General features: G+C 66.9%; 23 protein-coding genes and 1 pseudogene. 5 read left to right on the top strand and 19 right to left on the bottom strand.

Going from position 1 to position 26,843, the window contains the following annotated elements:
* Window positions 1-47 precede the first annotated feature (47 nt).
* The 13 genes from FZ938_RS18440 to FZ938_RS18380 all read right to left on the bottom strand — a co-directional run bounded on the left by FZ938_RS18440 (window position 48) and on the right by FZ938_RS18380 (window position 13,205).
* On the bottom strand, window positions 48-1,841 hold the full coding sequence (locus tag FZ938_RS18440) for a helix-turn-helix domain-containing protein (RefSeq protein WP_149199908.1): 1,794 nt from the start codon (window positions 1,839-1,841) through the stop codon (window positions 48-50).
* Window positions 1,842-1,923: 82 nt separating this feature from the next.
* Window positions 1,924-3,183, bottom strand: coding sequence for an MFS transporter (locus tag FZ938_RS18435; protein WP_149199907.1), 1,260 nt, complete (start codon window positions 3,181-3,183; stop codon window positions 1,924-1,926).
* Between the two features lie 23 nt (window positions 3,184-3,206).
* Window positions 3,207-3,815 carry an amino acid synthesis family protein gene (locus FZ938_RS18430; RefSeq protein ID WP_149199906.1) on the bottom strand — a complete coding sequence of 203 codons (609 nt, stop codon included), beginning with the start codon at window positions 3,813-3,815 and terminating at the stop codon, window positions 3,207-3,209.
* Window positions 3,816-3,925: 110 nt separating this feature from the next.
* Entirely contained in the window at window positions 3,926-4,966 is a 1,041-nt protein-coding gene (gene proX, locus FZ938_RS18425; RefSeq protein WP_149199905.1) for a glycine betaine/L-proline ABC transporter substrate-binding protein ProX, read from the bottom strand.
* Window positions 4,967-5,037: 71 nt separating this feature from the next.
* Window positions 5,038-6,000 (bottom strand): ABC transporter permease, encoded by a 963-nt coding sequence (locus FZ938_RS18420; RefSeq protein WP_149199904.1) that lies wholly within the window; start codon window positions 5,998-6,000, stop codon window positions 5,038-5,040.
* On the bottom strand, window positions 5,993-7,072 hold the full coding sequence (locus FZ938_RS18415) for a quaternary amine ABC transporter ATP-binding protein (RefSeq protein WP_425529371.1): 1,080 nt from the start codon (window positions 7,070-7,072) through the stop codon (window positions 5,993-5,995). Before FZ938_RS18415 ends, FZ938_RS18420 begins: the two co-directional genes overlap by 8 nt.
* 279 nt (window positions 7,073-7,351) lie before the next feature.
* Window positions 7,352-7,666, bottom strand: coding sequence for an NIPSNAP family protein (locus tag FZ938_RS18410; RefSeq protein WP_149199902.1), 315 nt, complete (start codon window positions 7,664-7,666; stop codon window positions 7,352-7,354).
* The gene (locus FZ938_RS18405) at window positions 7,663-8,061 is read right to left on the bottom strand and encodes a carboxymuconolactone decarboxylase family protein (RefSeq protein ID WP_149199901.1); all 399 of its coding nucleotides are present in this window, start codon (window positions 8,059-8,061) and stop codon (window positions 7,663-7,665) included. Before FZ938_RS18405 ends, FZ938_RS18410 begins: the two co-directional genes overlap by 4 nt.
* Complete coding sequence (locus FZ938_RS18400) at window positions 8,054-8,923, bottom strand: alpha/beta fold hydrolase (protein WP_149199900.1); 870 nt, start codon at window positions 8,921-8,923, stop codon at window positions 8,054-8,056. Before FZ938_RS18400 ends, FZ938_RS18405 begins: the two co-directional genes overlap by 8 nt.
* Before the next feature lie 2 nt (window positions 8,924-8,925).
* Complete coding sequence (locus FZ938_RS18395; RefSeq protein ID WP_149199899.1) at window positions 8,926-10,041, bottom strand: LLM class flavin-dependent oxidoreductase; 1,116 nt, start codon at window positions 10,039-10,041, stop codon at window positions 8,926-8,928.
* Between the two features lie 45 nt (window positions 10,042-10,086).
* On the bottom strand, window positions 10,087-11,598 hold the full coding sequence (locus FZ938_RS18390; protein WP_149199898.1) for an aldehyde dehydrogenase: 1,512 nt from the start codon (window positions 11,596-11,598) through the stop codon (window positions 10,087-10,089).
* Between the two features lie 36 nt (window positions 11,599-11,634).
* Window positions 11,635-12,570 carry a flavin reductase family protein gene (locus tag FZ938_RS18385; protein WP_149199897.1) on the bottom strand — a complete coding sequence of 312 codons (936 nt, stop codon included), beginning with the start codon at window positions 12,568-12,570 and terminating at the stop codon, window positions 11,635-11,637.
* 344 nt (window positions 12,571-12,914) lie between these two features.
* Window positions 12,915-13,205, bottom strand: a complete 291-nt coding sequence (locus tag FZ938_RS18380; RefSeq protein ID WP_149199896.1) for a hypothetical protein — start codon at window positions 13,203-13,205, stop codon at window positions 12,915-12,917.
* A gap of 24 nt (window positions 13,206-13,229) precedes the next feature.
* On the opposite strand from FZ938_RS18380, the pseudogene FZ938_RS18375 reads away from it, so the two are divergent.
* Window positions 13,230-13,714: pseudogene (locus FZ938_RS18375) on the top strand (transposase).
* Between the two features lie 77 nt (window positions 13,715-13,791).
* Here the strand turns inward: FZ938_RS18375 and FZ938_RS18370 are convergent.
* The 6 genes from FZ938_RS18370 to FZ938_RS18345 all read right to left on the bottom strand — a co-directional run bounded on the left by FZ938_RS18370 (window position 13,792) and on the right by FZ938_RS18345 (window position 20,498).
* A complete protein-coding gene (locus FZ938_RS18370; RefSeq protein WP_149199895.1) occupies window positions 13,792-15,474 on the bottom strand; it encodes a methyl-accepting chemotaxis protein in 1,683 nt (560 codons plus the stop codon).
* A gap of 155 nt (window positions 15,475-15,629) precedes the next feature.
* Complete coding sequence (locus FZ938_RS18365; protein ID WP_211101100.1) at window positions 15,630-16,967, bottom strand: MFS transporter; 1,338 nt, start codon at window positions 16,965-16,967, stop codon at window positions 15,630-15,632.
* A gap of 134 nt (window positions 16,968-17,101) precedes the next feature.
* Window positions 17,102-17,743 carry an N-carbamoylsarcosine amidohydrolase gene (locus tag FZ938_RS18360; protein WP_149199894.1) on the bottom strand — a complete coding sequence of 214 codons (642 nt, stop codon included), beginning with the start codon at window positions 17,741-17,743 and terminating at the stop codon, window positions 17,102-17,104.
* A gap of 11 nt (window positions 17,744-17,754) precedes the next feature.
* A complete protein-coding gene (locus FZ938_RS18355) occupies window positions 17,755-18,507 on the bottom strand; it encodes a maleate cis-trans isomerase family protein (protein WP_149199893.1) in 753 nt (250 codons plus the stop codon).
* Window positions 18,508-18,525: 18 nt separating this feature from the next.
* Window positions 18,526-19,353 (bottom strand): alpha/beta fold hydrolase, encoded by an 828-nt coding sequence (locus FZ938_RS18350; RefSeq protein WP_149199892.1) that lies wholly within the window; start codon window positions 19,351-19,353, stop codon window positions 18,526-18,528.
* Entirely contained in the window at window positions 19,350-20,498 is a 1,149-nt protein-coding gene (locus FZ938_RS18345; RefSeq protein WP_109154295.1) for an FAD-dependent monooxygenase, read from the bottom strand. The genes FZ938_RS18350 and FZ938_RS18345 overlap by 4 nt, the downstream gene beginning before the upstream one ends.
* 468 nt (window positions 20,499-20,966) lie before the next feature.
* Between FZ938_RS18345 and FZ938_RS18340 the strand changes: the two genes are divergently transcribed.
* From FZ938_RS18340 to FZ938_RS18325, 4 genes are all read left to right on the top strand, one after another.
* The gene (locus FZ938_RS18340) at window positions 20,967-22,016 is read left to right on the top strand and encodes a 2,5-dihydroxypyridine 5,6-dioxygenase (RefSeq protein ID WP_149199891.1); all 1,050 of its coding nucleotides are present in this window, start codon (window positions 20,967-20,969) and stop codon (window positions 22,014-22,016) included.
* A gap of 104 nt (window positions 22,017-22,120) precedes the next feature.
* Window positions 22,121-22,603, top strand: a complete 483-nt coding sequence (locus FZ938_RS18335; RefSeq protein ID WP_211101099.1) for a MarR family winged helix-turn-helix transcriptional regulator — start codon at window positions 22,121-22,123, stop codon at window positions 22,601-22,603.
* Between the two features lie 82 nt (window positions 22,604-22,685).
* Window positions 22,686-23,258: a (2Fe-2S)-binding protein gene (locus tag FZ938_RS18330; protein ID WP_149199890.1), complete on the top strand. Its 573-nt coding sequence runs from the start codon at window positions 22,686-22,688 to the stop codon at window positions 23,256-23,258.
* Window positions 23,167-26,778, top strand: a complete 3,612-nt coding sequence (locus FZ938_RS18325; RefSeq protein WP_149199889.1) for a molybdopterin cofactor-binding domain-containing protein — start codon at window positions 23,167-23,169, stop codon at window positions 26,776-26,778. Before FZ938_RS18330 ends, FZ938_RS18325 begins: the two co-directional genes overlap by 92 nt.
* Window positions 26,779-26,843: the final 65 nt, after the last annotated feature.

Below are 26,843 nucleotides of genomic sequence, written 5' to 3'. Positions count from 1 at the left end.
CAGACGGCAATGGTTGGGGGTGGATTGCCGGGAGAAAGTGGCGAAGTTCAATTGGCTTGGTCGATAACCCCGCTCAGGTGAATGGCGAGTTCGACCGAGAAACGTCGCTCCGGGCTTTCGACGTCGATGCCGAACAACTCGGTGATGCGCGTCAAGCGATAGCGCAGGGTGGTGACGTGCACACCAAGCTGGTCGGAACAGGCCTTGGTGCGGCATCCGGTCTTCAGATATGCGGAAAGCGTCTCCAGGTAAGGCGTTCCATGCCGGCGGTCGTACTCGACGAGAGCGCCGATGCTGTCGGCGACATAGCCGCGCACCTCGTGGGTGTTCGCCGCGGCCAGCAGCATCGGCAGCGGACCGAACTGCCGGGCATCCAGCACACCGGGGCGACCGAACTCGTCGGCGATCCGGATCATCCGCCACGAGCGCTCCCACGCCTCCGCATAGTCCGGCGGAGCCGTGCAGCGGCTCGTCAGCACGACGAAAGGCTCGGCGTGCAGGATGTCGGCGACGGAACGCGCAATCTGCGCCATCAGCCGCTTGACCGGTCCCTGGCTGCGCTCGTCGACGGCAGGAATGAGGCAGACCAGACCGGCCGGAACGGTGACGAGCGTTCCTGCAACCCCGCTGGGCGCCAACAGCCGCTGGACCGGAAGGTGGAGGTCTGCCGCGGCGCTCACTGCCCGCGGACTGCGGCCGGGCAGTCCGACCACGATCATCTGGGTCGGCAGATCGAGGTTGAGACCGAGCCGCAACGCGCGCTCCCCGATGTCGCGATGATCGCGCCAGCGCCGTTCCACCAGTTCCAGGAACAGATCGGTGAGCGTCCGGTTCTCGTAGCGGAAGCGGATGACGTTGCGCAGCATCTGGATGCTGAGAGCGTGCATGATGCCGTCGAGCAGGAGCTGATCGGACTGGCCGTAGGGCTGCGGCCCCGGAAAGATCATCAGCGCGCCGACCACCTCGCCGTCGGCGGTCAGCGGGTCGATGCGCGGGGCCGTGCGGATGCGCTTGCCGCCGACGTCCCAGAACACGGTCGCTTCGCCTGCGGCGGGATGGTCGATGGCGTCGCGCGCCGCCTTCATGATCGACGGGCCGAGGCTGCTCGCGACCGCCGCCTGCCAGTCGGCATCGCCGATGTCGCTGCCGCAAGGCGCTCGGTCGGCGGTTACGAGGTTGGCAGTGAAGTCGACGATGACGATCGAGTAGGGCAGCAGGTCGCGGATGAGCGGGAGGAGAGTGGCCATCGCCCCGTCTTCCAGCGCTTGCCGCAGAAGGGACGTATTCACTTCCAGCGCCCGCTGCAAACGTTCGGCGGCAAGGGACTCCGCCCGCAACCGATGCTGGCGCTCCACCGCGATCTCGCCCAGTTGGACGATCATGCCGATGAAGGTCAGATCCTCCTCGCTCACCTCGACAATGCCGCGGGAGACGACGCTCAGCACCAGCGGCCGGCCGCTGTCGTCGGTGCAGTTCATCGGTACGACCAGCACGCTGTGATAGTCGCGCTCGAACGCCTCCCGGCGGTAGCCGGGAAATTCCTCCGACACCCGGGCGTCAGGGATGAAGACGGGCTCGTTCCGCCGCAGGGCGACCAGCGATGGGCTGGTCGCAAGCTCCCAGCGGTCGGGCAGGGGGCGCTGGATCAGCGTCGGGTCGTGACGGACCACGACCAGGGCATAGCCATGCTCGACGTCCACCGCCATGATCGATCCCATCGACCAGTTGGCATGCCGGCAGGCGGCCAGGACCAGGCGCTGAAGCACCGTCGCCAGATCGCCGCCTGAATTGATCAGGCTTGCCACCACGCGCAGCGACTGGATGCGCGATGTCTCGACCACGTTTCCTCCGCTGAAGGGACAGGCCCCGGATCAAATCCTGCTGACTCTAACCCGACTATGGCGGTCGGAAAAAGCTGGAACCTCAGCGTCCCTCCGGCGGTTCGCCGTCCGCCGTCTCAACGTCTGCCGTGTCGATGACCATGCGCGGCTTGGAGATCGCGGCACCGGTCAGGCTTTCGGCCGGCAGCGGGAGGAAAGCCGCACGTTCGGACGCATGCCCCCGCTCCCGCACGGCACGACGGACGAGGACGAACCCGGTCAGTCCGGCGCAGCCGGCGGCGGCATAGACGAACAGGCCCGACGGGCCGAACCTGTCCATCAGCAAGGCGCCGGGGACGGGGCCGATCATCGCACCGGCGGCCCAGACCACCAGCAGGCCGCTGACCGTCGGGACGATGCGGCCCGGCGGCACCACGTCGCAGGCATGGGCGACGCACAGGGCGTAGATGCACAGCACCTGGCTGCCCCACAGCGCGAAGCCCGTCCATACCAGCCACTCCGGGCTTCCGGCCGGCAACAGCGCCATGCCGGCGGACAGAATGGCGCCGTTCGCCGCCACGGCCGCGATGACGATGCGCCGGTCGCGCCGGTCAGACAGCGCGCCGAGCGGCCATTGGGCGAGCAGGCTGCCGCCCTGGAGCGCAACGAGCAGGGCGGCGGCGGCCGACGCGGACATGCCGATGCGCAGCCCGTACAGCGGAGCGAACGCGATCATCGTGCCGGTCACCACGCCGACTGTGAAGCAGCCGGCCAGGGCGGATGGCGCCAGCCTGAACAGCCCGCGCAGGTCGAGCGTCACGGCCGTCGGCAGGGCAGGGCGCGCAGGGCGGGCGGTGGCGACCGGCAGCACGGAGAGCAGGATCAGGAGGATCAGCAGCCGGAAGGGCTGATCGCCGCCGGGGTCGAGCAGAAGGGGACCGGCCATCAGCGCCAGCTTGGTGGTGACCATGTAGATCGCCAGGATACGCCCGCGCTGGCCGTTCTGCGTTCCGGCGCCGATCCATCCTTCGACCACCGTGAACAGTCCTGCGAACCCGACGCCGGTCATCGCGCGTAACAGGAACCAACCGATGCCGCCACCGGCCAGCGGCAGGGCCAGAACCAGGATCGCCATGAGCGCGGCCAGTCCGGCATAGGCACGGACGAAGCCGAGATGGCGAACCACCCTGGGGGCAGCAAGGCAGCCGGCGGCGAAGCCGACGCCGTAACCGGATGCAACCATGCCGATATCGGCCGCCGACAGGCCCTGTGCCTGCATGCTCAACGGCAGCAGGGCCTGGAGCAGTCCGTTGCCGGCCTGAAGCAGAATGGCGGCGGCCATGATCGGCAGCAACGGCGGCATCGATCTCCGCGTCTCCGGCCGGCTCAGGTGCGGGCGGGGGTCAGGGTTCCGGCATTTTCGGCCTCCATCTCCTCCATGTCGAGAAAGCGGTCGCCGATGCGCGGGTGGGCGCGGCTGCCGTCCGACGCACCGATGGCGACCAGCAACTCGTCCGGACCGGGGGCGTCGGGAACCTGGAAGTTCGCGGTCAGGAAATGGGCCCGCTTGCCCGTCTCGGTCTTGTGGATCATCGGCAGGGCGAGCAGCGCGCCCGGGGCGTTGCGGGTGTTGGTGAAACTGAGGAAGGTGGTTCCCTGCGCCGCCTCGCGGAACATGTTGCCGAAGCGCAGGGTATGGATCAGGGCCGAGGCATGCTCGATCTCCCCATTGACGCCGACCGAAGCGGCCTTGCCGTAGGCCTCGATACGTCCTGCCGGCATCAGGGCGACAAGCCGCCGCGTCATCTCCGCCCCCAGCACCGGCGCCACACGCAGAATTTCCGGCCGCAGATTTTCGACGAAGCCCTGGCCGGCCCAGGGATTGCGCAGCACGGCGGCGACCACGACCGACGTGATCGGCCGTTCGGCCGGCTTGCCGCCTTCGACGATGGTCTCCTCGATGAAGGTGGAGATCTTGCGCAGTCCGATGTCCATGATGGTCCGTTCGCTTTTCTTGAATCTCGATTCCGTCGCCGGCCGAACCGGGTGAGTGCGGCCGGCAACAGGACGCTGTTCGACTGGCGTTGCGTGGTTCGCGCGACGGTTCAGCTTGCCGCCTTGGCGCTGGCGACCCATTGCTCGAAGGTCGGCTTGTTGGCGGAGAGCCATTCCTGGGCGAGTGCGCGGATGTGGCTCTCGCTGGCGCCCTTCTCGCTGATGCTGCGTTCCCAGCCGGCCCAGGTCTGCAGCGGGAAGCCGATGGATTCGACCAGCGCCTTCACTGCTGGGTTGGCGGCGATGAAGTCGCGGTTGGCGACGGTGTTCCAGTTCCACGACGCCATGGCCATCCGGCAGGGGTCGGCATCGCCGGCGCAGCCCGATACGCCTTTGACGAGGGCGGTTCCCTTGTTGGGCACCGACGGCGGCAGGGCGTCGAACGGGGTGGGCAGCCAAACCACGTCCTTGCCCGGGATCAGCGTGTTGGTGACCCAGGACGGACTCCAGGCATAGAAGAAGGCCGGTTCGCCGCGGCGGACGCGGGCGACGGCCTCCACCATCAGCGGCTCATACTTGCCGCGGACCGAGTTCACCGTGTCCTTCAGGCCGAACTTGTCGATCTGGTAATCGACAACGTCGCCGCAGCTCCAGCCGGGATCGCAATTGACCAGATCGGCCTTGCCGCCCTTGCCGAACAGCGCGGCGATCTTCGGATCCTTCATCTGCTCAAGCGAGGTGATGTGGTGGGCGTCGGCGGTCTTCTTGTCGATCAGATAGCCGTTGACGCCGCCTTCCTTGATCAGTCCGCCGCCGACGATCATCGCCTGCTGCTCCACCTTGCGGAAGGCGGGTTCGCGCTGGGGAAAGTTGATGTCGGTGGCGATGTCCAGGTCGCCCTGCGCAGCCGCCTGGAAGAACAGGGTCGTGCTGAGGGTGCTGAGCTTGACCGAATATCCCAGTTCCTTGAAGGCGGCGGAGACGATCTGGGCGGTGACGTAGTTGGCGCCCAGGCTGTCGGATTGGGCGTAGCGGATGGTCTTGCCCTTGCCGGGCAGGTCGGCGGCCAGCGAGGGCTGGGCGCTGGCCAGGGCGAAGAATGCGGCGACGGACAGGGATTTGACGGCCGTTTTGGCGCTGAAGAAGGGCATGGCGATCTCCTCGAACGGGGTCGGGACGGAATAGGATGAGGCCGGGATAGGGAGTACGGCGCAGGCCGGAATCACTGGTCCGGACTGGAGATGACGGGATTGGAAACTGCCGTTCGGGCGACACCCTTGTCCTCCGCCGAAGGGCCGGAGCGGACCAGCGCCCGCAGGCTGCGTAACAATGGGCGTCCGCCGGGGCCTCCGGGCTGTGCCAGCTTCTGGGTGATGCGGTCGAGCACCATGGCGAGCAGGACGATGGCGATGCCCCCCACCGCGGCGCGGCCGACGTCAAGCCGTCCGAGGCCCTGGAGCACCACCAGCCCCAGCCCCTCCGCCCCGATCATGGCGACGACCACCGACATCACCATCGCGGTCAGCACCGTCTGGTTCAGGCCGCCGAGGATGGTCGGCACGGCAAGGGGAAGCTGGACCTCCCACAGCAGCTGCCGCCTGGTGGCGCCGAAGGCGAGGCCCGCCTCCACCATCTCGGTCTCGACCATGCGGATGCCGAGATTGGTGAAGCGGATCAACGGCGGCGCCGCCGCCGTCACCACCGCCACCTCGCCCGGCACCGTGCCGACGCCGAACAGCATCACCACCGGAACCAGATACACGAAGGTCGGGGTGGTCTGCATGATGTCGAGGATCGGACGGACCACGCCCCACAGCCGGTCGCTGCGGGCGCAGCCGATGCCGATCGGGATGCCGACGGCCGCGCAGATGACGATGGCGGTGGTGATAAGCGACAGGGTCGTCATCGCTTCCGACCACACCCCCAGGGCCGCAATGGCGACCAGGGCGATGCCGGTGAAGCAGGCGACGCCCAGGCTTGCCAGCCGCCAGGCCAGCAGCACCGCCACCGCCACGACGGCGAGGAAGGGGATTTCCTGAAGCAGGAAGATGTTGAGCGTCAGGACATATTCGACCGGCCATTTGATGGCGAGGAAGAGCGGGCGCAGGTTCAATGCGATCCAGGCGACGCCGTCCTGGATCCAGGCATCGACGGGGAAGACGTTCAGGTCGTTGGCGTCAAGCATGCAGACCTCCCGCGGGGTGAGGAGGGGCCGACGCAATGCCGGCCAGGATGCGGTCGCCGGCGAGTGTTCCGGTCAACCGGCCTTCCTCGTCGACGACCGCCATGGGTCGTCCGGCCCGGTGGGCGCGGGCGGCGTCGAGGAGGCTGTCGCATTCGCGCACGGTGACGAAATCCTTGCGCAGGGTTCCGAAGTTTGCGTCCCCATACGGCTTGCCTTCGCGCAGGCCCCGCAGCGTCTCGGCGTCCAGCACGCCGACGACATGCCCGCCGTCGTCCAGCACCAGCCCGCCACCGTCGCCGGTCTCGGCGAGGCACAGTCCGGCGGTCAGTGGAACGGGCTGCACCGGGCTCATCGCCGAGCGGGCGTCGAACAGGCGCGAGCGGTCGACTTCGCGGGTGAAGGCGGCGACATAGTCGCTGCCGGGATCCAGCACGATCGACTGGGGCGTGCCTTCGCGGACCAACTCGCCGTCAGCCATGATGGCGATCCGGGTGCCGAGTTTCAGCGCTTCCTGGAAGTCGTGGGTGATGAACAGGATGGTCTTCTTCAGGGTGCGCTGCAGGCGCAGCAGTTCGTCCTGCATTTCCGTCCGGATCAGCGGATCGAGTGCGCTGAACGCCTCGTCCATGATGAGCACGTCGGCGTCGGTGGCGAGCGCGCGGGCCAACCCGACCCGCTGGCGCATGCCCCCGCTCAACTCGTGGGGATAATGATTTCCCCAGCGCGCCAGCCCGACGATCGACAGAACCTCTTCCGCCCGACGCCGCCGGACCTGGGGGGATACCCCCTGGAGTTTCAGGCCGAATTCCGCATTCTCGGCGACGGTGCGGTTGGGCAGCAGGGCGAAGTGTTGGAACACCATGGAGATCCGCGTGCGGCGGATGTCGCGGAGTTCGGCCTCGCCGGCGGCGACGATGTCCTGGCCGTCCAGCAGGATGCGGCCGGCGCTCGGTTCGTTCAGCCGGTTGATGCAGCGCGCCAGAGTGGACTTGCCCGACCCCGACAGCCCCATGACCATATAGATGGCGCCGCTCTGCACCGACAGTGAAACGTCGTTCAACCCCACGACCATTCCGGTTTTTGTCAGCACTTCGGACTTTTTCGCGCCGGCCGCGAGCATTCTCAAAGCCGGCTCGGGAGATTTGGAGAAAACTTTACAAAGATTCTCTACCCTCAGTCGTTCGGTCACAACCGTCTCCCATCGTTGTGGTCGGTGGGCTTTCCCTGTTTTCAAAGTTTTTTTACTTATGCCCATTTAGAAAAACTGGACCTCTTCCTGTCTTCCCGTCAAACGGAGTAAATGCAGCCCGATCATTCCTGCGAACCGGAGCATGCGGGCGACGCCTTTCCGTCATTTCAGGGGTGAGAAGGCCGTCGGCAGCAGGATGCGGTTTTCCGCCGTTTCGATCAGCGCCGTCAGCTTCGGAATGAAGACCTGCCAGCGCGGATCCTCGGAGAGCCGCCGGCGGCGGACGGTGCGGTCCTCGAAATCCGCGTAACCCCACATATGGACCACATGGTTGAGCGGGCCGATCTCGCTGACGAAGTAACCGATCAGGTTGCCGAGGATCGGTTGCTGGATCTCCAGCCCTTCATTCTGTACGAGCGCCAGATAGTCGCGCAGCTTGCCCGAGCGGATGCGGTAGATTCGTTCCTCGACGATCATGGTGTGCCTCCCGTGCCGTCTGCGGCGATCTCCTGCCGAATCTTGCGGGCGATGCGGAAGCACTCCACGCCGGCGGGAATGCCGCAATAGACCGCGATCTGCATCAGCGCCGCCTGCAGTTCGGCATCGGAAAGGCCGTTCCGGATAGCGCCGCGCAAATGAAGCTCGAACTCATGCATGCGTCCCAGCGCCGCGATCATGCCGAGGTTGAGCAGGCTACGCTGGCGGCGGTCGAGCGAGTCGTCCGCCCAGCATTGCCCCCAGCAATATTCATTGACCATCTGCTGAAAGGGGCGGGAGAAGTCGTCGGCCGCGGCCATCGCGCGGTCGACATAGGCGTCGCCGAGCACGTCGCGCCGGACGCGTTCACCCACCCGTTGCAGGGGCTCATCCATGGTTTGCGATCTCCCCGGAAAGGTTGGCGGAATGGTCGACAACGGGATGCCCGTCGGGGGCAGGGTGGGCGGGGGTCAGGAAGCGTCCCATCAGCCCCGCCACCGCGTCCGGCGCCTCGATCAGGATCGAATGACGCAGGCCGGGCAGGATGTGCAGCTCGGAACCGGGAATGCTGTCGTGCATGGTGCGGGCCATGCGCGGGTTGGAGCCGATGTCCTCTTCGCCCGTCGCGATCAGGGTCGGACAGCGGATCTGGTCGAGGAAGCCGCCAAAGTCGGTTTCCGCCAGGACGCGGTAGGCGGCGGCATAGCAATCGGGGTCGTTCTCGGCGTTGCGCCGGCGCAGGACCTGGATCAGATCCGGGCTCCGCTCCTGAAAATCCTCCGTCAGCCAGCGCGACAGGGAGGCGTCATAGTGCGAACCCGGCTGGCCGGCCTGCAAGGCGGCAAGGCGGTCCAGCACCCGCCGCCGTTCCTCCGGGTTGCGTCCGGCGACGGTGGACAGCAGCACGAGGCGCTTGACGCGCTCGGGGTGGTTCAAGGTCAGACGCTGTGCGATCAGCCCGCCGAGCGAGAATCCCGCCAGGTTGAAGCGGTCGAACCCGACATGGGCGGCCAGAGCCAGCGTCTCACCGACGAAATCGTCGATCTCGTATCGGCCCTTGATCCGGGTGGAGCCGCCATGGCCGCGCAGGTCGAAGGTCAGGATGGTGAAGCGGTCGGCGAGCCGCTCTACCACACCGCTCCAGGCCTCCAGGTAGGAGCCGACGCCGTGGACGCAGACCAACGGCTCCGGCCCCCGACCGTCGAGCCGGTAGTTCAGCGTCACCGGCCCGACTGTGAAGTGACGGGAGTCCGCCATGGTCAACGTCCCGCCGCAGCCATGCGCGGCGCCGCCGCGGCAAGGCGGCGATCCTCCTCGCGCTGCCGGTCCCGCTCGCGTGCGGCGAAGATGGGCAGCACCTCGCGGGTGAACAGGTCGAGCGTCTTGCGCTGCAACTCGAACGGCAGGTTGAAGGACAGGCCGAGCGAGAACTGGTCGACGCCCGCCGCCTCGTATTCCAGCAGCTTTTCGATCACCTCGTCCGGCGTGCCGAACATGAGGTTCTTCAGGACATTCTCCGGCTTGTAGTTGTCGCGGCCGGCGACGCTTTCATAGGGGACGGCGGTCGGGAAGCCGTTGGTCACCGTGCCAATGTTCTGGAACAGGTTCTCGAAGCTGCGGCCATAGTCGATGCTGTGTTGCACCGCCTGTTCGGCCTCCTCCGGCCGCTCATAGCAGCAGGTGCGGCGCTGCATCATGAAGCGCGGGCGCGGAACCTCCGGATGGTCGGCCACCGCCTTGCGGAACTTCTCGCCCAGCACGGCGATCTCGGCGGCCGGGGCGGCCAGCGGCGTCGACAGGATGCTGGCGCCGATGCCGACGGCCCAATCGAAGGTGCCGGGATCGCGGGCCGCCACCCAGATGCGCGGGTGCGGTGTCTGCAGCGGCTTGGGCACCGAGGTGGCGAGAGGGAATTTCCAGTAATGGCCGTCATGGGCGTAGTCGCCGGCCCACAGCTTCTGCACCGCCGGCACCAGCTCCTTCATGTAGGCGACGCCCTCCTGCTGGGGCATGCCGCCGGCCATGCGGTCGAACTCGTACTGGTAGGCGCCGCGGGCGATGCCGAACTCCAGCCGGCCGCCGGTCAGATGGTCGCACAGCGCCGCCTCGCCGGCCAGACGGATCGGGCTCCAGTAGGGGGCGACGACCGTGGCGGTGCCGAGCCGGATGCGCTCGGTGTGCTGGGCGAGCCAGGTCAGGATGGTGAAGGGGTTGGGGGAGATCGTGCACTCGATCGTGTGATGCTCGGCGGTCCACAGGGTCTCGAAACCGCCCTGGTCGGCCATTCTCACCAGTTCCAGCATGGTGCTGGTCACGTCGCTCATCGGCGTGTCCGGTGAAAAGCGCTCCATGGCGAGCGCGACGGCGAACTTCATGTCCTGGTCCTTTGTTCGGGGGAGAAGAAGCCCGGTCGGGGCGGATCAGCGCAGCCGGATGACGAAGGGGTCCTGCATGGCGCCGGAATAATCGATGACGACGTTCTTCGACCGCGAGAACTCGCGCATTACGTCGAAGCCGCCACGCCGGCCGTAGCCGCTCTGCTTGAAGCCGCCGTTCGACGACATGTAGGCGGCGGCGCGGTAGGTGTTGATCCAGACCGTGCCGGCATCGATCCGGGTAGCAAAGCGCATGGCGCGGTCGATGTCGCTGGTCCAGATGCCGGACGCGAGGCCGTAGCGGGTGTCGTTCGCCATGGCGATCATCTCGTCTTCCGAGGCGAAGGGCACCACGCCGACGACCGGCCCGAAGATCTCGTCGCGCATGAAGCCCATGTCGTTGCGCGCGTCGGCCAGTACCGTCGGCTCGTAGTACCAGCCCTTTTCCAGACCGGCCGCCTGGGGCCGCCGGCCGCCGGCCGCCAGCCGGGCACCGTCACGCAGGCCCGAGGCGACATAGCCCTCGACCTTGGCGAGCTGGGCCGACAGGGCGAGCGGACCGATATCGGTGTTCTCCTCCATCGGGTGGTTGACGGTGATGCGTCCGGTACGGGTGACCAGGGCTTCGACGAAGCGGTCGTAGATGGAGGCCTCGACGAAGCAGCGCGACCCGGCGACGCAGGTCTGTCCGGCGGCGGCGAAGACGCCGGCGACCACACCGTTCACCGCCCGCTCGATATCCGCGTCGCCGAACACCACATGAGGCGACTTGCCGCCCAACTCCATCTGGCAAGGCACGAGGTTGGCGGCGGCGTTGGCGGCGATGCGGCTGCCCGTCTGGGTGCTGCCGGTGAAGACGATCTTGGCGATTCCGGGGTGGCGGGTCAGCGCCTCCCCGGCGGTTCCGCCACCGCCGGTCACCACATTCACAACGCCGTCCGGGAAGCCGGCTTCAGTGACCAGCTCGGCGAGCGCCAGGGTGGAGGCGGTGGCGTGCTCCGACGGTTTGATCACCACCGTGTTGCCGATGGCCAGACAAGGCGCCAGCGTGCCGGTCAGCAGCATCAGCGGCGAGTTCCACGGCGTGATCATGCCGACGACACCCAGCGGTTCACGCAGGTTGAAGTTCAGCATGTCGAGCTTGTTCACCGGGATGGTGTCGCCCTGCAGCTTGTCGGCCATCCCGGCGAAGTAGAGGTAGCTGTCGGGGATGGCGCGCATCTGGGCGCGCATCTCCTTGATCAGCTTGCCGTTGTCGCGGGTTTCCATCAGCGCCAGCTCCTCGGCGTTGGCGAGGATCAGATCGGCCAGGCGGCGTACGAGCTTGCCGCGGTCGCTTTGGGTCATGCGCCGCCATGCCGGATCGGTGAACGCGGCCCGGGCCGCGGCGACGGCGGCGTCGACATCCTCCGCACCGGCATCGGCCAATTCATACCAGGGCTCGGCGGTGGTGGGATCGTAGCTCGGCATGTAGCGGCCGCTTTTCGGTTCCACGAACCGTCCGCCGATATAGAGGCTGCGGCGGGTGCCTTCGAGCGATCTGCAGGTGGTGTGCATCGCGATCTCGTATTCTTGTGAAGGAGCGGCGGGCGATCAGCCGTTTTCGGCGAAAGCGCCGGGCCAGGAAGAGGTGCTGCCGTCGACCATCGCCAGCCGCCCGCCATCGCTTGAGTCGATGTAGATGCCGAAACGGTCCGCTTGCCGTTCCCGGATATAGCGGCGCAGCATCGCTCGGGTCTCGCGCATCGGCATCGCCTCGAAGGGCAGGGCGTCGAGCGCGAAAAAGCGGAAGCCCGGCGGCAGGGTCGTGGTTGCGGCGTCGGCCGAGAGGCGGGCGCGATAGACCAGACAGCCGGCGTCCTGTCCGGCGATGTCGAAGACCGAATAGAGGAAGCTGTCATCCGGCCGCAGCGGCAGCGTACCCCCGTCTGCCAGTGGCAGCGTCCATTCGGCCTTGCGGCTGCGGCCACCCGGCAGGCGCCAACCGCCCGCTCCGTCGGACTGCAACAGGATACCGTCGTCCGCTTCGATGAGGTAGCCGACCTGAATGCCGTGCGGTGCCTCTGCACCGCCGTCCGGGGCGTCGCGCACCGTCGTATACCTGCCCCGGCAGAATCCGAGCGGAGCTGTCCGGCTTGCCGGTTCACTCGGACCAAAGCCCTGCACACGGCCGATGAGAATGAGGTGGTCGCCGGCGAAGACGCGGTCATGCACCGTGCAGTCGAACCAAGCGAGGCAATCGGTCAGGACCGGTGCGCCGGTGTATTTCGGGCCAAACCCGGTTGAGCGGAATTTCTCGGGCGAACGGGAGGCGAAAAGGCCGGAGACATCGGCCTGTCCCTCGTGCAGCAGGTTCACGGCGAATGAAGGTGCGCTGCAGAAGATCGGAAAACTGAACGACCGGTTGCCGATACAGACTAGGACCAGTGGAGGATCTAGTGAAACGGACGTGAAGGAATTTGCCGTGATCCCACGGGGATTTCCCTCTTCATCAAGCACGGTGACAACCGTGACTCCGGTCAGGAACATCCCGAAGGCGTTTCGAAGGTCCCTTTGATTTATGGGCGTTGGTTCATTCGAAGAGACTGTCACGTCAACCTCCCTTCCATGACAAGGACGAGGCTACGCCGGGCGGACGCGGCCATCTTCCTCCGGGACAGCGGAAGCTGCGACATTTTGTCCCATCGATTCCGAGGAACGGCTCCTGTCGCGGTAGCGATGATGCTGGCTACGGTAGGTCGTCTTATGCGATATCGCATAAGCGATAAATTTTTCCATAATAGTTCTTATGTGTGTTTTATTTCCACGTTGGAGGTGATGGTGGCAATGCGGCTCTTTATGTTATCGGCTCTGCTGATCGCAGCGAATATTCCTCACGCGCTGGCCGACGGATACGCAAAGGAATGCATGCTGGCTCCGAGGATAATACGCCGCCGCTGCTCGAAGAGCTTCTTCCAAACGATGATGTTCGCGACGCCGGTTTCATCTTCGAGCGTCAGGAACAACACCCCGTTGGCCGATCCCGGCCGCTGCCTGACCAGCACCAGTCGACCTTGGCGCACAAATGGGCGGGAGGTTGGCTGCGGCAGGATGGCAAGGTAGAAAGCGGCCCCGCTGAAGCCGAGCCTGCGATGCCATACAAAATGAACGAGAGCTGCCGCCATAAGATCCCACGTGCCCGCTAGCGGGTGGAGAATTGGGCGGCCTACGATGCGGCGCTGCGCCGGCGCGGTGACCTGACGATCTGGGTGACGCCGGAGACGATTGCCGCGTGGACACCGCCCGAGACGGGGCGACGCGGCCGTCCAGCGCGCTACTCGGACGTGGCCATCGAGGCTGGGATGATTCTGCGCCTGGCCTTTGGGCGGCCGTGGCGCCTGACTGAGGGGTTGTTGGGTTCGCTGACGCGTCTGCTTGGCCTGACGCTGCCGGTTCCGGACCACACGACCTTCTCCCGGTGCAGTGTCGATCTGGACGGCGCGGCTGGCAGCGGGACGTCCGCTACGGCCGCCGCTCCTTGGGCGAGGTGGCGATGATGCGCTCCAAGCAACTGATCGGCCGTAGCCTCCGCCCCCGGAGTCTGCCCACGCAAAAGGCCGAGGCTGCTGTTGCTTGCAAGGTCATGAACATCATGACCAGCTTGGGCATGCCGACCACCCGCAACGTCGCCTGATCATCACTGCCCCGAGGTGGACTCCCCCGTCACGCCGATTTGCGCAACAAAGTCCACCATGACGGTGCACCACATTCTCAGGCGGCGCGGACCGTCGACAGGAAGTCCTCCACCTCGCTGCGCAGCCTGACCGTCTCGCGGACGAGGCCGCTGGAGGCGGACAGCACGCCGGACGCGGCGCTGCCGGTCTGGCCGACCGTCTGGGCGACGCCGGCGATGTTGCTGTTGACCTCCGCGGTGTGGCGGGCGGCCTGCTGAATGTTGGCGCCGATGTCCTTGGTGGCGGCGCTCTGCTGCTCCACCGCCGAAGCGATGGCGGTGGCGATGTCGCTGACCGAGGTGATGGTGGCTCCGATGCCCTGCACCGCCGTCACCGTGCTGCCGGTGAATTGTTGGATTTCCAGCACCTTGGCCTGGATGTCGTCGGTGGCGCGGGCGGTCTGGTTGGCAAGCGCCTTCACCTCCGACGCGACGACGGCGAAGCCCTTGCCGTGTTCGCCGGCGCGCGCCGCCTCGATGGTGGCGTTGAGCGCCAGCAGGTTGGTCTGGCCGGCAATGGCGTTGATCAGTTCCACCACCTGCCCGATCTCCTGGGCGGCAGACGCCAGGCTCTGGATCATCCCGTCGATCTTCGCCGCCTCGTCCACCGCCCGGCCGGCAACGCTGGTCGACATGGTCACCTGACGACCGATCTCGGCAATGGAGGCGAACAGTTCCTCCGTCGCCGCGGCGACGGTGTTGACGTTGCTGCTGGCCTGTTCGGACGCTTGCGACACCGCATCGGCCTGGGTGCCGGAGCGGTCGGCGGCGGCGGCCATGCCGGAGGCGTTGGCTTCCATCTCGTGCGCGGCGGCGGCGACGGCGGCGACCATGCCCATCACGCGCGCCTCGAACTGGGCCGCCATGTCGAGCAGGGCGGCGCGGCGCTCGGCCTCCGTGCGGTCCTTCTGTGCCTCGGCATCCGCCTGAAGGCGGCGGACCTCCAGACCTTCGCGCTTGAACTCCTCAAGCGCGCGGGCCAGCGTGCCGACCTCGTCACGGCGGTCCTGGTGGTCGATCGCGACCGACAGATCGCCGGTGGAGATGCGGTTGGTGGCCTGGGTCAGTTGCAGGATCGGCGTGGTGATCCGCCGGCCGATCCAGACGGCAAGGCCAAGGCTGACCGCCGCCAGCACCGCGATGACCGCGCCGATGTTCAGCAGATTCTGCATCCGCGCCGCAGCGACGGTGTCGAGATAGACGCCGGAGCTGACGACCCAGCCCCAGCCCTTGGTCAGCTTGGAATAGCCCGACTTCTCGACCGGTTCGCTGGAACCTGGCTTGGGAAAGAAGAAGGGGACATAGCCGCCGCCGGCTTCGGCGGAGGCGATTTCGTCGCGGACGAACAGCCGGCCCGTTTTGTCGGCGGTGTCCCACATCGCCTTGCCTTCGACCTTGGGGTTCAGGTGGGCCAGGACATTGCCCTTGCGGTCGAGGATCAGCGTGTATTCCGACCCGTCGTAACGGGCGGAGCGCGCGACGTCGAGAGCCAGCTTCTGCGCGTCGGCCAGGGGAAGCTCGCCAGCGGCAGCCCGCTGTTCGAGGCGTTCGATGATGGATGTCACCGTTTCGACGGCGATGCGGGCGCGGGCCTGCCGCTCCTCCATCATCACGGTGCCGAGCGACCTTGCGGTCATGGCCCCGGCGCCGACCAGCGCCAGGACGGTGATTAGGGGCAGCAGCAGCAGGCGCCCCCGGATGCCACGCAATGCTGAAATCATGTCTCTCTCGTCCCTCGGCTTCTGGCGTCTTGCTTGATGGGCCTTGTCGGAACGGCCTGGCCGGCGTCCCACCCACGGGTGAGACGCCGGCCAGGCCCGTCGCATGATTGTGCCATGCAAGCTTTCACATATGGTTTACGTGCTACACAATTTGGTTAGCGGTTCACCACTTTCGGCGGAAGGGCGTAGACCAGCAGGGCGCCGATCACCAGACAGCCGGAGAAGAACCACAGGGCCGCGCTGCTGCTGCCGGTCAGGTCGATGACGATGCCGATCAGCGAGTTGCTGACCAGACCCGCGATGCTGGCGAGCGAGATCGCCATGGCGAAGCCGGTGGCCGCCGCCGTGCCCTTCAGGAAGGTAGCCGGCAGGCTGAAATAGGCAGGAAGCGGACCCAGCACGCCGACCGACGCGATGGTGAACAGCGCCACGGTGGCGACGAGATTCTCGGCGAAGAAGGTGCTGGCGGCCATGGCGGCCGAAGCGGCCAGGAAGGGAACGATGATGTGCCAGCGCCGCTCGCGCATCCGGTCGGAACTGGCGCCGATCAGCAGGATGCCGATCACGGCCAGGATGTTGGGGATCATCGTCAAGAGACCGATGTGGAACGGGTCGACCACGCCGGTCTTGCGGATGAAGGTCGGCAGCCAGAAGCCGATGGCGTAGGCGGTCAGCAGGATGGCGAAATCGATGCCGCCCAGCATCCAGACCTTCAGGTTCAGCAACCCTTCCTTGAAGCTGTGGCCGGCATGCTTGGCTTCCGAATCGTCGCCGTGCAGGTCGGCGGCAATCCGGGCCTTCTCATCGCCCGACAGCCACTTGGCATCGCGGAAGGAGTTGGGCAACGCCACGAAGGTCAGGAAGCCGAGAAGCACGCTGGGGATCGATTCCAGCAGGAACAGCCACTGCCAGCCGCGCAGGCCCTGGACATGGTCGAAATGGCTCATGATCCAGCCCGACAACGGACCGCCGATCACGCTGGACAGCGGCAGGCCGATGACGAACAGCGCCATGATGCGGCCGCGGCGGTAGGTCGGGAACCACAGCGTCAGGTAATAGAGCACGCCCGGCAGGAAGCCGGCTTCGGCGGCGCCCAGCAGGAAACGGACGATGTAGAACTGCGTCGGGGTGGAGACCAGCATGGTGGCGGCCGACAACAGGCCCCAGGTGATCATGATGCGGGCGATCCACAGCCGCGCGCCGACCTTGGTCAGCACGAGGTTGCTCGGCACCTCGAACAGGATGTAGCCGACGAAGAACAGGCCGGCGCCCAGGCCGTAGGCCGCCTCGCTGAACTGCAGGTCTCCCATCATCTGCAGCTTGGCGAAGCCGATGTTGATGCGGTCGAGATAGGCCGCCAGATAGCAGAAGCAGAGGAAGGGAATGAGGCGCCAGGTGATCTTCTTATAAAGCTGGTCCGCATCGACGGACTGTGCCGCGCCCAAAGCTGCATTGGGTGCGGCATTCGCTGTTGTCGTCTGGGCATAGGACATGTCTTCTGTCTCCTTACGCTGATCGCGTTGTGAACCCGTCCTGTTTTTTCATGCCGGCGCCGCCTGTCTCGGGTGCGGCGCCGGGTGTTGGCCCCAGTTTTCTTTTTATTGGTCCTGATACCGGAAAGCGTTTTTTAACCGGCCTTCTTTACGAACTGCGCAAGCGCCTCCTGCTTCTTCACCACATCGCCGTATTTGCTGTCGATGTCGAACAGGTTGGCCTCGTGCGGACCATCGTGGCGGTCGCCGACGCATTCGCGCACCACGATGGTGCGGAAGCCGTGCTGGACCGCATCGACGGCGCTGGCGCGGATGCAGCCGCTGGTCGAGCAGCCGGTCAGCACCACCGTATCGACGCCCATGGCATGCAGCATCGGGGCGAGGCTGGTGCCGAAGAAGGCGCTGGCATACTGCTTGGAGATCACCACCTCGTCGGGAAGCGGAACGACCTCCGGACAGAAGGCGGCGAGCGGGTTGCCCTCCACCATGTCCTTCATCACCGGGGCCTTGCGCACCCACATGCCGCCATCGGCGAAATGGCCGGGATGGTAGCGGATGTTGGTGTGGACGACCGGGATGCCATGGCGGCGGGCGGCCTCCAGCAGGTCCACCGTCTCCGCCACCGCGCTCACCACGCCGGGGGCGTAGAGCGGCGCGCCTTCGGTGGTGTAGCCCTGCATGAAGTCGATCACCAGCAGGGCCGGCCGCTCGCCGAAGCCGATCCGGTTGCCCCAGACGCCCTTGTAATTGTCGGATGCGCTCTGCCCGTCGGTCATGTGGCCGCTCCTCAGTAGGCGCCAGACAGAAGGGCACCGGCGCCGGGCACGACCGGCTCCAGCTTCAGCGCCTTCAGCATGGCGTAGGTCGTGGCGATGGCGGCTGTCAGCACCGGCTTTCCGGTCTCCGCCTCCACCCGCGGCACCACCGGCAGTGACGGCATCTGCACGCAGGCGGACAGGACGACCACGTCCACGCCCTCCAGGTTCATGCTGCGCACGATGTCCGGCAGGTTGTTGGGGTCGTGGCGGGCGACGTCGAGATTGTCGGGGATCTCCAGCGCGCGCCAGTCCTGCACCTCGAAGCCTTCGGCGCGGATGTAATCAACCACCAGCTCGGTCAGCGGGCGCATGTAGGGGGCGACGATGGCGATGCGCTTGGCGCCCATCACCTTCAGCCCGTCGACCAAGGCGCCGGCGCTGGTGACCACCGGTGCCGGCGCGTCGTTCTCCAGCGTCTTGCGGGCGAGGCGCGCCTCGGAATCGCGGTGGTAGCCGAGACCCATCGACATGATGGCGACGAGGCAGGCATAGCCCAGCACATCGACGCGGGCGTCCGACAGCTCGACGGCGCAGCGGTCGGACTCGGCGTCCATCGCCGCCAACTCGTCCTTCTTGACCGTCTTCATCCGCATGCGGGCGGAGTGGAAGGTGAAGCGTTCCGGGCGGATCGCCTGACGCGCGGTCAGCATGGCCGGGATTTCCGTTTCCATGGTGACGTTGGAGCTGGGGACGATCTGGCCGATGCGGTACAGCGAAGACATGGGGATGGTTCCTGTGTGTCAGGCGAGCGGGTGGCCGAGGCTGTCGCCGAAGGCGGCGAAGAAGCCGTCGAGGTCGTCCCAGGGGATCATGTGCCCGGCGTTGGGGACGCGGGCGATGCGGATAGCCGGCTGGAGGCGGGCGATCTCCTCCTCGTCCTCCGGCTGGATGACGCCGCCGCGGCCGGCGACGATCAGCAGCGCCGGGACCGGCAGCTTCGGCAGGTCGGCGTGGATGTCGTCCTGGTGGAAGCCCTCATAGGTCCGGACGATGGCCGGCTCGTAGCAGGTGTGCAGCCATTCCGCGCGCAGCCGCAGCTGCTCCTCCGTCCAGGTCGGGCAGAAGGCGCGCATGGCGTCGGCATCCATGCCCTTCAAGGATTGGCGGATCGAATCCACGTACCAGGGCAGGCCGCTGGGATAGGGCCGGCGGCCGGGGCCGGAGACCGGCGGATCGATCAGCACCAGTTGGCGCAGGCCCTTGGCATGGCCGCGCACCGAGGCGCGGATGGCGAAGCGGGCGCCCATGGAATGGCCGACCAGGACGTAGTCGGTCAGGCCCAGCGCCGCGACGAAGGCGTTCACGTCGTCGGCGCAGGCGTCGATGCCGTAATCCAGATGCGGCCCGCTTTCCGACAGCCCGCGCCCGCGCACGTCCAGCACATAGGTGTCGAACTGCTGCCCGAACCGCTCGGCTACGAAGCCCCAGGTGACGGCCGGGCTGGTGATGCCGGGGATCAGCACGATGGCCGGGCGTCCGGCATGCCGCTCCCCGCCGTAGCGCAGGTAATGCTGGCGGATGCCGTTGGCCCGGACGTTGGCGCCGTAGAGGAAGGTCGAGGCGGTCATGCCGCGATGCCTTCGCGCAGCGGCTGCTCATACACGTCGTAGCCGAAGACCCAGGCGGGATCCTCCTGGTTGCGCAGGAAGGTGTTGGCGTTGGACACCGCCTGCACGCGCGTCGCACGATCCTTGCGATTGGCCTCGTACAGGGCGAAGGCGGTGCGGTAGTCGGTCAGGCCGGTTTCGGTCAGGCAGCGGGTCAGCATTGCCGCGTCCTCGATCGCCATGCCGGCGCCCTGCGCCATGTGCGGCTTCATCGGATGGCAGGCGTCGCCCAGCAGGACCAGCCGGCCACGGCTCCACAGCGGCAGCGGGTTGCGGTTGCGCAGCGGCCACTTGGTGACCTCTTCCGTGCACTCGATCAGCGCCTGGACGGTCGGGTGATAGCCCTGGAACGCCTCGAACATCTCTTCGCGGCTGCTGTCGACGAAGGCCTCCTGGAAGTCCCAGGCCGGATGCGGCACGCCGGTGACGTAGTAATACTCGTCGCGCTTCCCGGTGGTGAAATAGACCATCATGTGACGGTCCTCGGTCCACCACTTGATGCAGTCCTCGAAGGTCAGGTCGTATTTCGCCAGCTGATCGCCGCGGATCAGCGCGCGGTGCGCGACCCAGCCGCTGTAGTTCGGCGCCTCGACACCCAGCAGGGCCTCGCGGATGCGGGAGTTGATGCCGTCGGCGCCGATGACGATGTCGGCGCGCGCCTCGGTCCCGTCGGCGAAGGTCAGATGCACGTCGTCGCCGCTGTCGGTGATCGTTTCCAGCCGCTTGTCAAAGTGGACGGAGCCGGGGGCCAGCGTGTCCATCTGCAGCAGGTGCATGTCGCCGCGGTGGACCGTGACATAGGCGGCGCCGTATTCGCGCTTGGCGAAGTCGCCCAGCGGGATGCGCGACAGATAATCGCCGGTGAAGCCGTCGCGGCTGAACCAGAAGTCCGGCTTGGAGCCCATCGCCTCCAGCGGCTTTTCGATGCCCAGGCGGCGGAACACCTTCATCACGTTGGGACCGACGTGAATCCCCGCGCCCAGCCGGGAGAATTCAGGCGCCTGTTCGTAGACATCCACCTGGAACCCGGCCTGCTGCAGGAGCCCGGCGGCGGCGGCTCCGCCCAGGCCGGCCCCGACAATAGCGATTCTCTGAGTCTTTCCCATGGATATGGCCCTTTGCTGACGTGGGGGTGTTCGGTCGGCGCCGCCGAAGGGCTCGCGACCGGATGCAAGGGTGCGGGAGGAGTGTCCGGGGGTTTCTCGCCCCGGCTCCGGCCGTCGACCGTTGCGTTGAACTCGATATGAAGTGTGTACGCTGTTTCAACTTGCCACGCAACACAATTCGTCATACAACGCTACTCAGGCATTGCGGGGCCGCCAAGGCCGTCTGCGGCATGAAGTGACCGCGTTTTAGCCTTGCACAGCCTCATTTTAAATCACGGCTGCCTATTTAACATTCATATCGGCACAGCGGCAGCGAAGGGCTTACCCCCACACTGTTCATGGTCGAATTAAGCTTATACGCTCTATATATCCTGGTCAGCCCGCTGCGATGACAGCGGATGTCCACCCGGAAACACGGCCCGGATCGCGCATTCGGCGGCTGGGGCCACCAAGGTTGGGAGAGATGAGATGCCGGTGAGCGATCGCGAACTGACGCAGATGTTCGAACGGGTTCTGACCCTGTCCAAGGTGGACAAGACCCAGAGCGTCGCTGTGTTGAAAAGCGACTATTCCAACCCGCGCATCGTGCGTGCGGCGATGGATGCGGCCCAGCGCCTGGGCGCGAACGTCTACGGGGTCGAACTGCCGGCCTTCAACCACCCGCGCGCCATGGGCATGGACATGACCGCCTATTGCGGCGACACGCCCCTGACCGGCAATCTCGCCGCCCAGCGCGCGCTGGAGGCGGCCGACCTGATCGTCGACACGATGATGCTTCTCCATTCGCCGGAGCAGGAACAGATCCTGAAGACCGGCACCCGTATCCTGCTGGCGGTGGAGCCGCCGGAGGTGCTGGCCCGCATTCTGCCGACGGAAGAGGACAAGCTCCGCGTCAATGCCGCGGCGGAACGGCTGAAGCGCGCCCGCTCCATCGCCGTGACATCCAAGGCCGGCTGCGATTTCCGCGCGACGCTCGGCCAGTATCCGACGGCGACGGAGTACGGTTTTGCCGACGAGCCCGGCCGCTGGGACCATTGGCCGAGCGGCTTCCTGTTCTCCTGGCCGGACGAGGGCAGCGCAGAGGGAACGCTGGTGCTCGACGTCGGCGACATCCTGCTGCCCTTCAAGACCTATGTGCGGGAGAAGGTGACGCTGGAGATCGAGGAAGGCTTCATCCGCCGCATCCATGGCGGGTTCGAGGCGGAGTACCTGCGCGACTACATGGCCTATTTCAAGGATCCGGAGGTCTACGGCATCTCTCATATCGGCTGGGGCCTGCAGCCGCGGGCTCAATGGACGGCTATGGGCCTGCACGACAAGAACGACGGCATGTGCATGGACGCCCGCGCCTTCTACGGCAACTTCCTGTTCTCCACCGGCCCGAACACCGAGGTCGGCGGCAGCCGCAAGACCCCCTGCCACATGGACATCCCGCTTCGCGGCTGCGACATCCTGCTGGACGGCGAGCCGGTGGTGCTGGCCGGCGACGTGGTGGCGCCTGAAGCGTCCAAGGCATGACGCTTGCCATGACGGGCGGCATGGCGGAAGCCCACCGCCCTTCCCTGCCCCCGCCGCCGCTGCTATCGTTCGCCACACACCCGGTCCACCGCATGTTGTCCCCGATGTCCCAAGACCTGCTGCCTGAAGACGGCCCCAAAGCTGGCCCCGGAGAAGCCGATTACGTCTTTTCCGACCAGATCGGCCATCTGCTGCGGCGGGCCTATCAGCGGCACCTCGCCATCTTTCAGCGCAACGCCTGCGACCCGCAATTGACCTCGGTGCAGTTCGTCACGCTCTGCGCCATCCGCGACAACGGGCCGAGTTCGCTGATCGAGCTGGTGAAGTCCACCGCCATCGACCAGGCGACGATCCGCGGCATCGTCGACCGGCTGAAGGCGCGCGGGCTGATCCGCCAGACCTCCGACGCGCAGGACCGGCGCAAGGTCATCAACTGCCTGACCGACGAAGGACGGCAGCTGCTGGAGGACATGGTCCCCTGCGCCAAGCGGATCAGCGAGCTCACCATGGGACAGCTGAACCCGGCGGAACGGCTGGCGGTCACCCATGTCCTGCAGAAGATGATCGCACAGGACGGGGAGGAGTAACCCCCCGCTGGATGGCCGACAGGCCACGTCACCCCGCGGCTGTCGCGGGCATGCGGGACTCATCGCACCGGACGGACGCTTTATGGAAAAGACCATCGCGCTGCGGGTGAATGGCCGCGCCGTCTCGGTGACGGCGATGGCCGACACGCCGCTGCTCTACATCCTGCGCAACGATCTGGCCCTGAACGGGCCGAAATACGGCTGCGGGCTCGGCGAATGCGGGGCCTGCACCGTCATCCTCGACGGCGTCGCCGCGCGGTCCTGCGTCATCCCGCTGGCGGGGGCGGAGGGGCGTGAGGTGGTGACGCTGGAAGGGCTGGGCAGCAGCGCCGCCCCGCACCCGGTCCAGCAGGCCTTCATCGACGAGCAGGCCGCCCAGTGCGGCTATTGCATGAACGGCATGATCATGACCGCCAAGGCGCTGCTCGACCGCAATCCGACCCCGACCATGGACGAGGTGCGCCGCGCCCTGTCCGGCAACCTGTGCCGCTGCGGTACCCATGTCGAAATCCTGCGCGCCGTCATGCGGGCTGCGCGGCTTCTCTCCTCCCCCGGAGCACATCATGACGATCAACCCAACGCCCGAATTGCAGTCCCAGCCGACGCCGACCCGTGCGGAGCTGATGGCGGCGACCGGCGTCCTGCTGATCGTTGACGAGATCCAGCCGCCCTCCGGCCCGGTCGCCAAGGGTGGCACCGCGACGTCTAAGCCGCCGGAAATGGCGCTGTTCCTGGCGGTGCGCGACGACGGACAGGTCTTCGCCTTCAACGGCCATGTCGATCTCGGCACCGGCATCCAGACGGCGCTGACCCAGATCGTCGCGGAGGAGCTGGACCTGCGCATGGACCAGCTGCGCATGGTGCTGGGCGACACCGGCCGTGCGCCCAACCAGGGCGCCACCATCGCCAGTGCCACCATCCAGATTTCGGCGGTCCCCTTGCGCAACGCCGCGGCGGAGGCGCGCCGCTACCTGCTGGAGCGCGCCGCCGCCCTGTTCGGCGTGCCGGCGGGAGAGTTGCGCGTCGAAGAGGGTGTGGTGATCGCCCCGGAAAGCGCCCCAGAAACCGGCAGACCCGGCAACCGTCGCATCTCCTACGGCGAACTGGTGCGGGGCGAGCGGGTGGAACTGCGCATCAGCGGCAAGGCCCCGCTGAAGGCGCGCGAGCAGTACAAGCTGGTCGGCAAGGGGGCGCCTCGTGTCGACATCCCGGCCAAGGCCACCGGTGAATTCTCGTACGTCCACGACCTGCGGCTGCCGGGGATGCTTCATGGCCGGGTGGTCCGCCCGCCCTATGCCGGCATCGACAGCGGCGAGTTCGTCGGCAACAGCCTGGAGAGCATCGACGAAGGCTCCATCGCCCACATTCCCGGCGTCATCAAGGTGGTGGTGCTGCGCGACTTCGTCGGTGTGGTGGCGGAGCGCGAGGAGCAGGCGATCAAGGCCGCGCGCGAGCTGAAGATCACTTGGAAGCCCTGGACCCGCAAGCTGCCCGACCTGTCGAACCTCGCCCAGGCCCTGCGCGAGAATCCCAGCACACCGCGCAAGGTGCTGGACAAGGGCGACGTCGATGCCGCGCTTGCCGCCGCCGACCAGCGGATGACGCGCACCTATGTCTGGCCCTACCAGATGCACGGCTCGATCGGGCCGTCCTGCGCCGTGGCCGACTGCAAGGCGGACCGCGCGACCGTCTGGTCCGGCACCCAGAATCCGCATCTGCTGCGCGCCGACCTCGCCTGGCTGCTGGAATGGCCGGAGGAGCGGATCGATGTGGTGCGGATGGAGGCGGCCGGCTGCTATGGCCGCAACTGCGCCGACGATGTGGCGGCGGATGCGCTTCTGCTGTCGCAGGCGGTCGGCCGTCCGGTGCGCGTCCAGCTGACCCGCGAGCAGGAGCATCTGTGGGAGCCGAAGGGCACCGCCCAACTGATGGAGGTCGATGGCGGAATCAGCGCCGACGGCGGCATTGTCGCCTACGACTTCGCCACCAGCTATCCGTCGAACGGCGCGCCGACGCTGGCGCTGCTGCTGACCGGGCGGGTCGATCCGGTGGCCGCCGTGTTCGAGATGGGCGACCGCACCTCCATCCCGCCCTACGACTATGAGAACATGCGGGTGGTCATCAACGACATGGCCCCCATCGTCCGCGCCTCCTGGATGCGGGGGGTGTCGGCGATGCCCAACAGCTTCGCCCATGACAGCTACATCGACGAGCTGGCCTTCGCCGCCGGGGTCGATCCGGTGGAATTCCGCCTGCGTCACCTGCGCGAGGACGAACGCGCCGCCGACCTGATCCGCGCCGTCGCCAGCCGCGCCGGCTGGCAGCCGCGCACGGCGCCGCAGCAGACCCCGCCTGAGGGCGGCATCCTGCGCGGCCGCGGCTTCGCCTATGCCCGCTACATCCATAGCAAGTTTCCCGGCTTCGGCGCCGCCTGGGCGGCGTGGGTGGCCGACGTGGCGGTGGACCGCAGGACCGGAGAGATCGCGGTGACCCGCGTGGTCGTCGGCCATGACGCCGGGCAGATGATCAACCCCGACGGCGTGCGCCACCAGATCCACGGCAACGTCATCCAATCGACCAGCCGCGTGCTGAAGGAACAGGTGGAGTTCGAGGACTCGGTGGTCGCCGCCAAGGAATGGGGCGGCTACCCGATCATGACCTTCCCCGAGGTGCCGGACATCGACGTGCTGATGATGCCGCGGGAGAACGAGCCACCGCTGGGATCGGGCGAATCCGCGTCCGTCCCCAGCGCGGCGGCCATTGCCAACGCCATCTTCGACGCCACCGGCATCCGCTTCCGCGAACTGCCGATCACCGCGGAGCGGGTGCGCGAGGCACTGAACGGCCCGTCCGAACCGGTCCCGCCATCCCCGCCGGAAGCGGTGAAGCCGCGCAAGCGGGGGTGGAAGGCATGGCTCGGCGCCTCGCTGACCGGCTTATGCGGGGTGATGATCGGCATGGCGAGCAGCGCCCTGCCCTTCCGCGCCGAGATTGCCCCGGTGTCGCCGCCGTCGGCCGGGCTGTGGTCCTCGGCCACCATCGAACGCGGGCGGCAGTTGGCGGCGCTCGGCGACTGCGCGGTCTGCCACACGGTGGAGAACGGTGCGACCAATGCCGGCGGCCGGCCGTTCGAGACGCCGTTCGGCACCGTTTACAGCACCAACATCACGCCGGACCCGGACAGCGGGATCGGACGCTGGTCCTTGGCCGCCTTCGACCGGGCGATGCGCGAGGGGATCAGCCGCGACGGCCGGCATCTCTATCCGGCCTTCCCCTACACCGCCTTCCGCAACATGACCGACGACGACATGCAGGCGCTCTACGCCTACATGATGACGCAGCAGCCGGTACGCAGCGAGACGCCGGCCAACACCATGCGCTTCCCCTTCAACCTGCGCCCGATGATGGCGGGGTGGAACACGCTGTTCCTCAACCGCGAGACCTTCAAGCCGGACCCGCAGAAGTCTGCGGAGTGGAATCGCGGCAACTATCTGGTCAACGGCCTCGGCCACTGCGCCGCCTGCCACAGCCCGCGCAATGCGTTGGGCGCGGAGAAGATGGGCGAGGCTTTCCTCGCCGGCGGCACCGTCGATGGCTGGGAGGCACCGGCCCTGACCAGCCTGTCCAAGGCGCCGAAGCCCTGGACGGAGGACGACCTGTTCACCTACCTGCGCACCGGCTTCTCCCAGCGCCACGGCGTCGCCGCCGGCCCGATGGCCCCGGTGGTGCATGAGCTGTCCACCGTGCCGGAAACCGATGTGCGGGCGATGGCGGTTTATCTCGCCTCGCTGGGCGGCGAATCCAAGGAGACATCGGCCGTCATCCCGGCACCCGCCAATTCGGCCAATGGAGAGCGCATCTTCAACGGCGCCTGCAAGGCCTGCCACGGCGACGGCGAAGGGCCGACGCTGTTCGGCGTCAGCCCCTCCATGGCGGTGAACAGCAACGTCCACAGCGACAGCCCCGACAATCTCGCCCGCGTCATCCTGCACGGCATCCAGAACCCGGCGACCCGCGACCTCGGCTATATGCCGGCCTTCCGCGACAGCCTGTCCGACAGGCAGGTCGCCGATCTGCTGGCCTACCTGCGTGGCCGCTTCGCACCGGACAAGGCGGCCTGGACCGACGTGGCGAAAGCGGTGACGGGGGCGCGGGCCAATCCGGGGACGCATTGACAGGAGCAAGAAAATGAACCGCCCCTGGTTTGTCGGAGGCCCCGTTTCCTGAGAGGATGGGGTCA

The organism is Azospirillum oryzae, assembly GCF_008364795.1.
Taxonomy (GTDB): domain Bacteria; phylum Pseudomonadota; class Alphaproteobacteria; order Azospirillales; family Azospirillaceae; genus Azospirillum; species Azospirillum oryzae.
The sequence above is the reverse complement of the archived record's forward strand: the minus strand, read 5'-3'. Positions and strand labels throughout refer to the sequence as shown.

Bases quoted from the DNA above. Each gene is read 5' to 3' on its own strand.
- FZ938_RS18385 (WP_149199897.1), bottom strand. From the start codon at position 12,570: ATGTTCCTGACCGGAGTCACGGTTGTCACCGTGCTTGATGAAGAGGGA.
- FZ938_RS18350 (WP_149199892.1), bottom strand. From the start codon at position 19,353: ATGACCGCCTCGACCTTCCTCTACGGCGCCAACGTCCGGGCCAACGGC.
- FZ938_RS18370 (WP_149199895.1), bottom strand. From the start codon at position 15,474: ATGATTTCAGCATTGCGTGGCATCCGGGGGCGCCTGCTGCTGCTGCCC.
- FZ938_RS18400 (WP_149199900.1), bottom strand. From the start codon at position 8,923: ATGGCGGACTCCCGTCACTTCACAGTCGGGCCGGTGACGCTGAACTAC.
- proX (WP_149199905.1), bottom strand. From the start codon at position 4,966: ATGCCCTTCTTCAGCGCCAAAACGGCCGTCAAATCCCTGTCCGTCGCC.
- FZ938_RS18345 (WP_109154295.1), bottom strand. From the start codon at position 20,498: ATGGGAAAGACTCAGAGAATCGCTATTGTCGGGGCCGGCCTGGGCGGA.
- FZ938_RS18410 (WP_149199902.1), bottom strand. From the start codon at position 7,666: ATGATCGTCGAGGAACGAATCTACCGCATCCGCTCGGGCAAGCTGCGC.
- FZ938_RS18430 (WP_149199906.1), bottom strand. From the start codon at position 3,815: ATGGACATCGGACTGCGCAAGATCTCCACCTTCATCGAGGAGACCATC.
- FZ938_RS18330 (WP_149199890.1), top strand. From the start codon at position 22,686: ATGGAAAAGACCATCGCGCTGCGGGTGAATGGCCGCGCCGTCTCGGTG.
- FZ938_RS18355 (WP_149199893.1), bottom strand. From the start codon at position 18,507: ATGTCTTCGCTGTACCGCATCGGCCAGATCGTCCCCAGCTCCAACGTC.
- FZ938_RS18360 (WP_149199894.1), bottom strand. From the start codon at position 17,743: ATGACCGACGGGCAGAGCGCATCCGACAATTACAAGGGCGTCTGGGGC.
- FZ938_RS18395 (WP_149199899.1), bottom strand. From the start codon at position 10,041: ATGAAGTTCGCCGTCGCGCTCGCCATGGAGCGCTTTTCACCGGACACG.
- FZ938_RS18380 (WP_149199896.1), bottom strand. From the start codon at position 13,205: ATGGCGGCAGCTCTCGTTCATTTTGTATGGCATCGCAGGCTCGGCTTC.
- FZ938_RS18390 (WP_149199898.1), bottom strand. From the start codon at position 11,598: ATGCACACCACCTGCAGATCGCTCGAAGGCACCCGCCGCAGCCTCTAT.
- FZ938_RS18405 (WP_149199901.1), bottom strand. From the start codon at position 8,061: ATGGATGAGCCCCTGCAACGGGTGGGTGAACGCGTCCGGCGCGACGTG.
- FZ938_RS18335 (WP_211101099.1), top strand. From the start codon at position 22,121: ATGTCCCAAGACCTGCTGCCTGAAGACGGCCCCAAAGCTGGCCCCGGA.
- FZ938_RS18325 (WP_149199889.1), top strand. From the start codon at position 23,167: ATGACGATCAACCCAACGCCCGAATTGCAGTCCCAGCCGACGCCGACC.
- FZ938_RS18340 (WP_149199891.1), top strand. From the start codon at position 20,967: ATGCCGGTGAGCGATCGCGAACTGACGCAGATGTTCGAACGGGTTCTG.
- FZ938_RS18365 (WP_211101100.1), bottom strand. From the start codon at position 16,967: ATGTCCTATGCCCAGACGACAACAGCGAATGCCGCACCCAATGCAGCT.
- FZ938_RS18420 (WP_149199904.1), bottom strand. From the start codon at position 6,000: ATGCTTGACGCCAACGACCTGAACGTCTTCCCCGTCGATGCCTGGATC.
- FZ938_RS18415 (WP_425529371.1), bottom strand. From the start codon at position 7,072: ATGGTCGTGGGGTTGAACGACGTTTCACTGTCGGTGCAGAGCGGCGCC.
- FZ938_RS18435 (WP_149199907.1), bottom strand. From the start codon at position 3,183: ATGCCGCCGTTGCTGCCGATCATGGCCGCCGCCATTCTGCTTCAGGCC.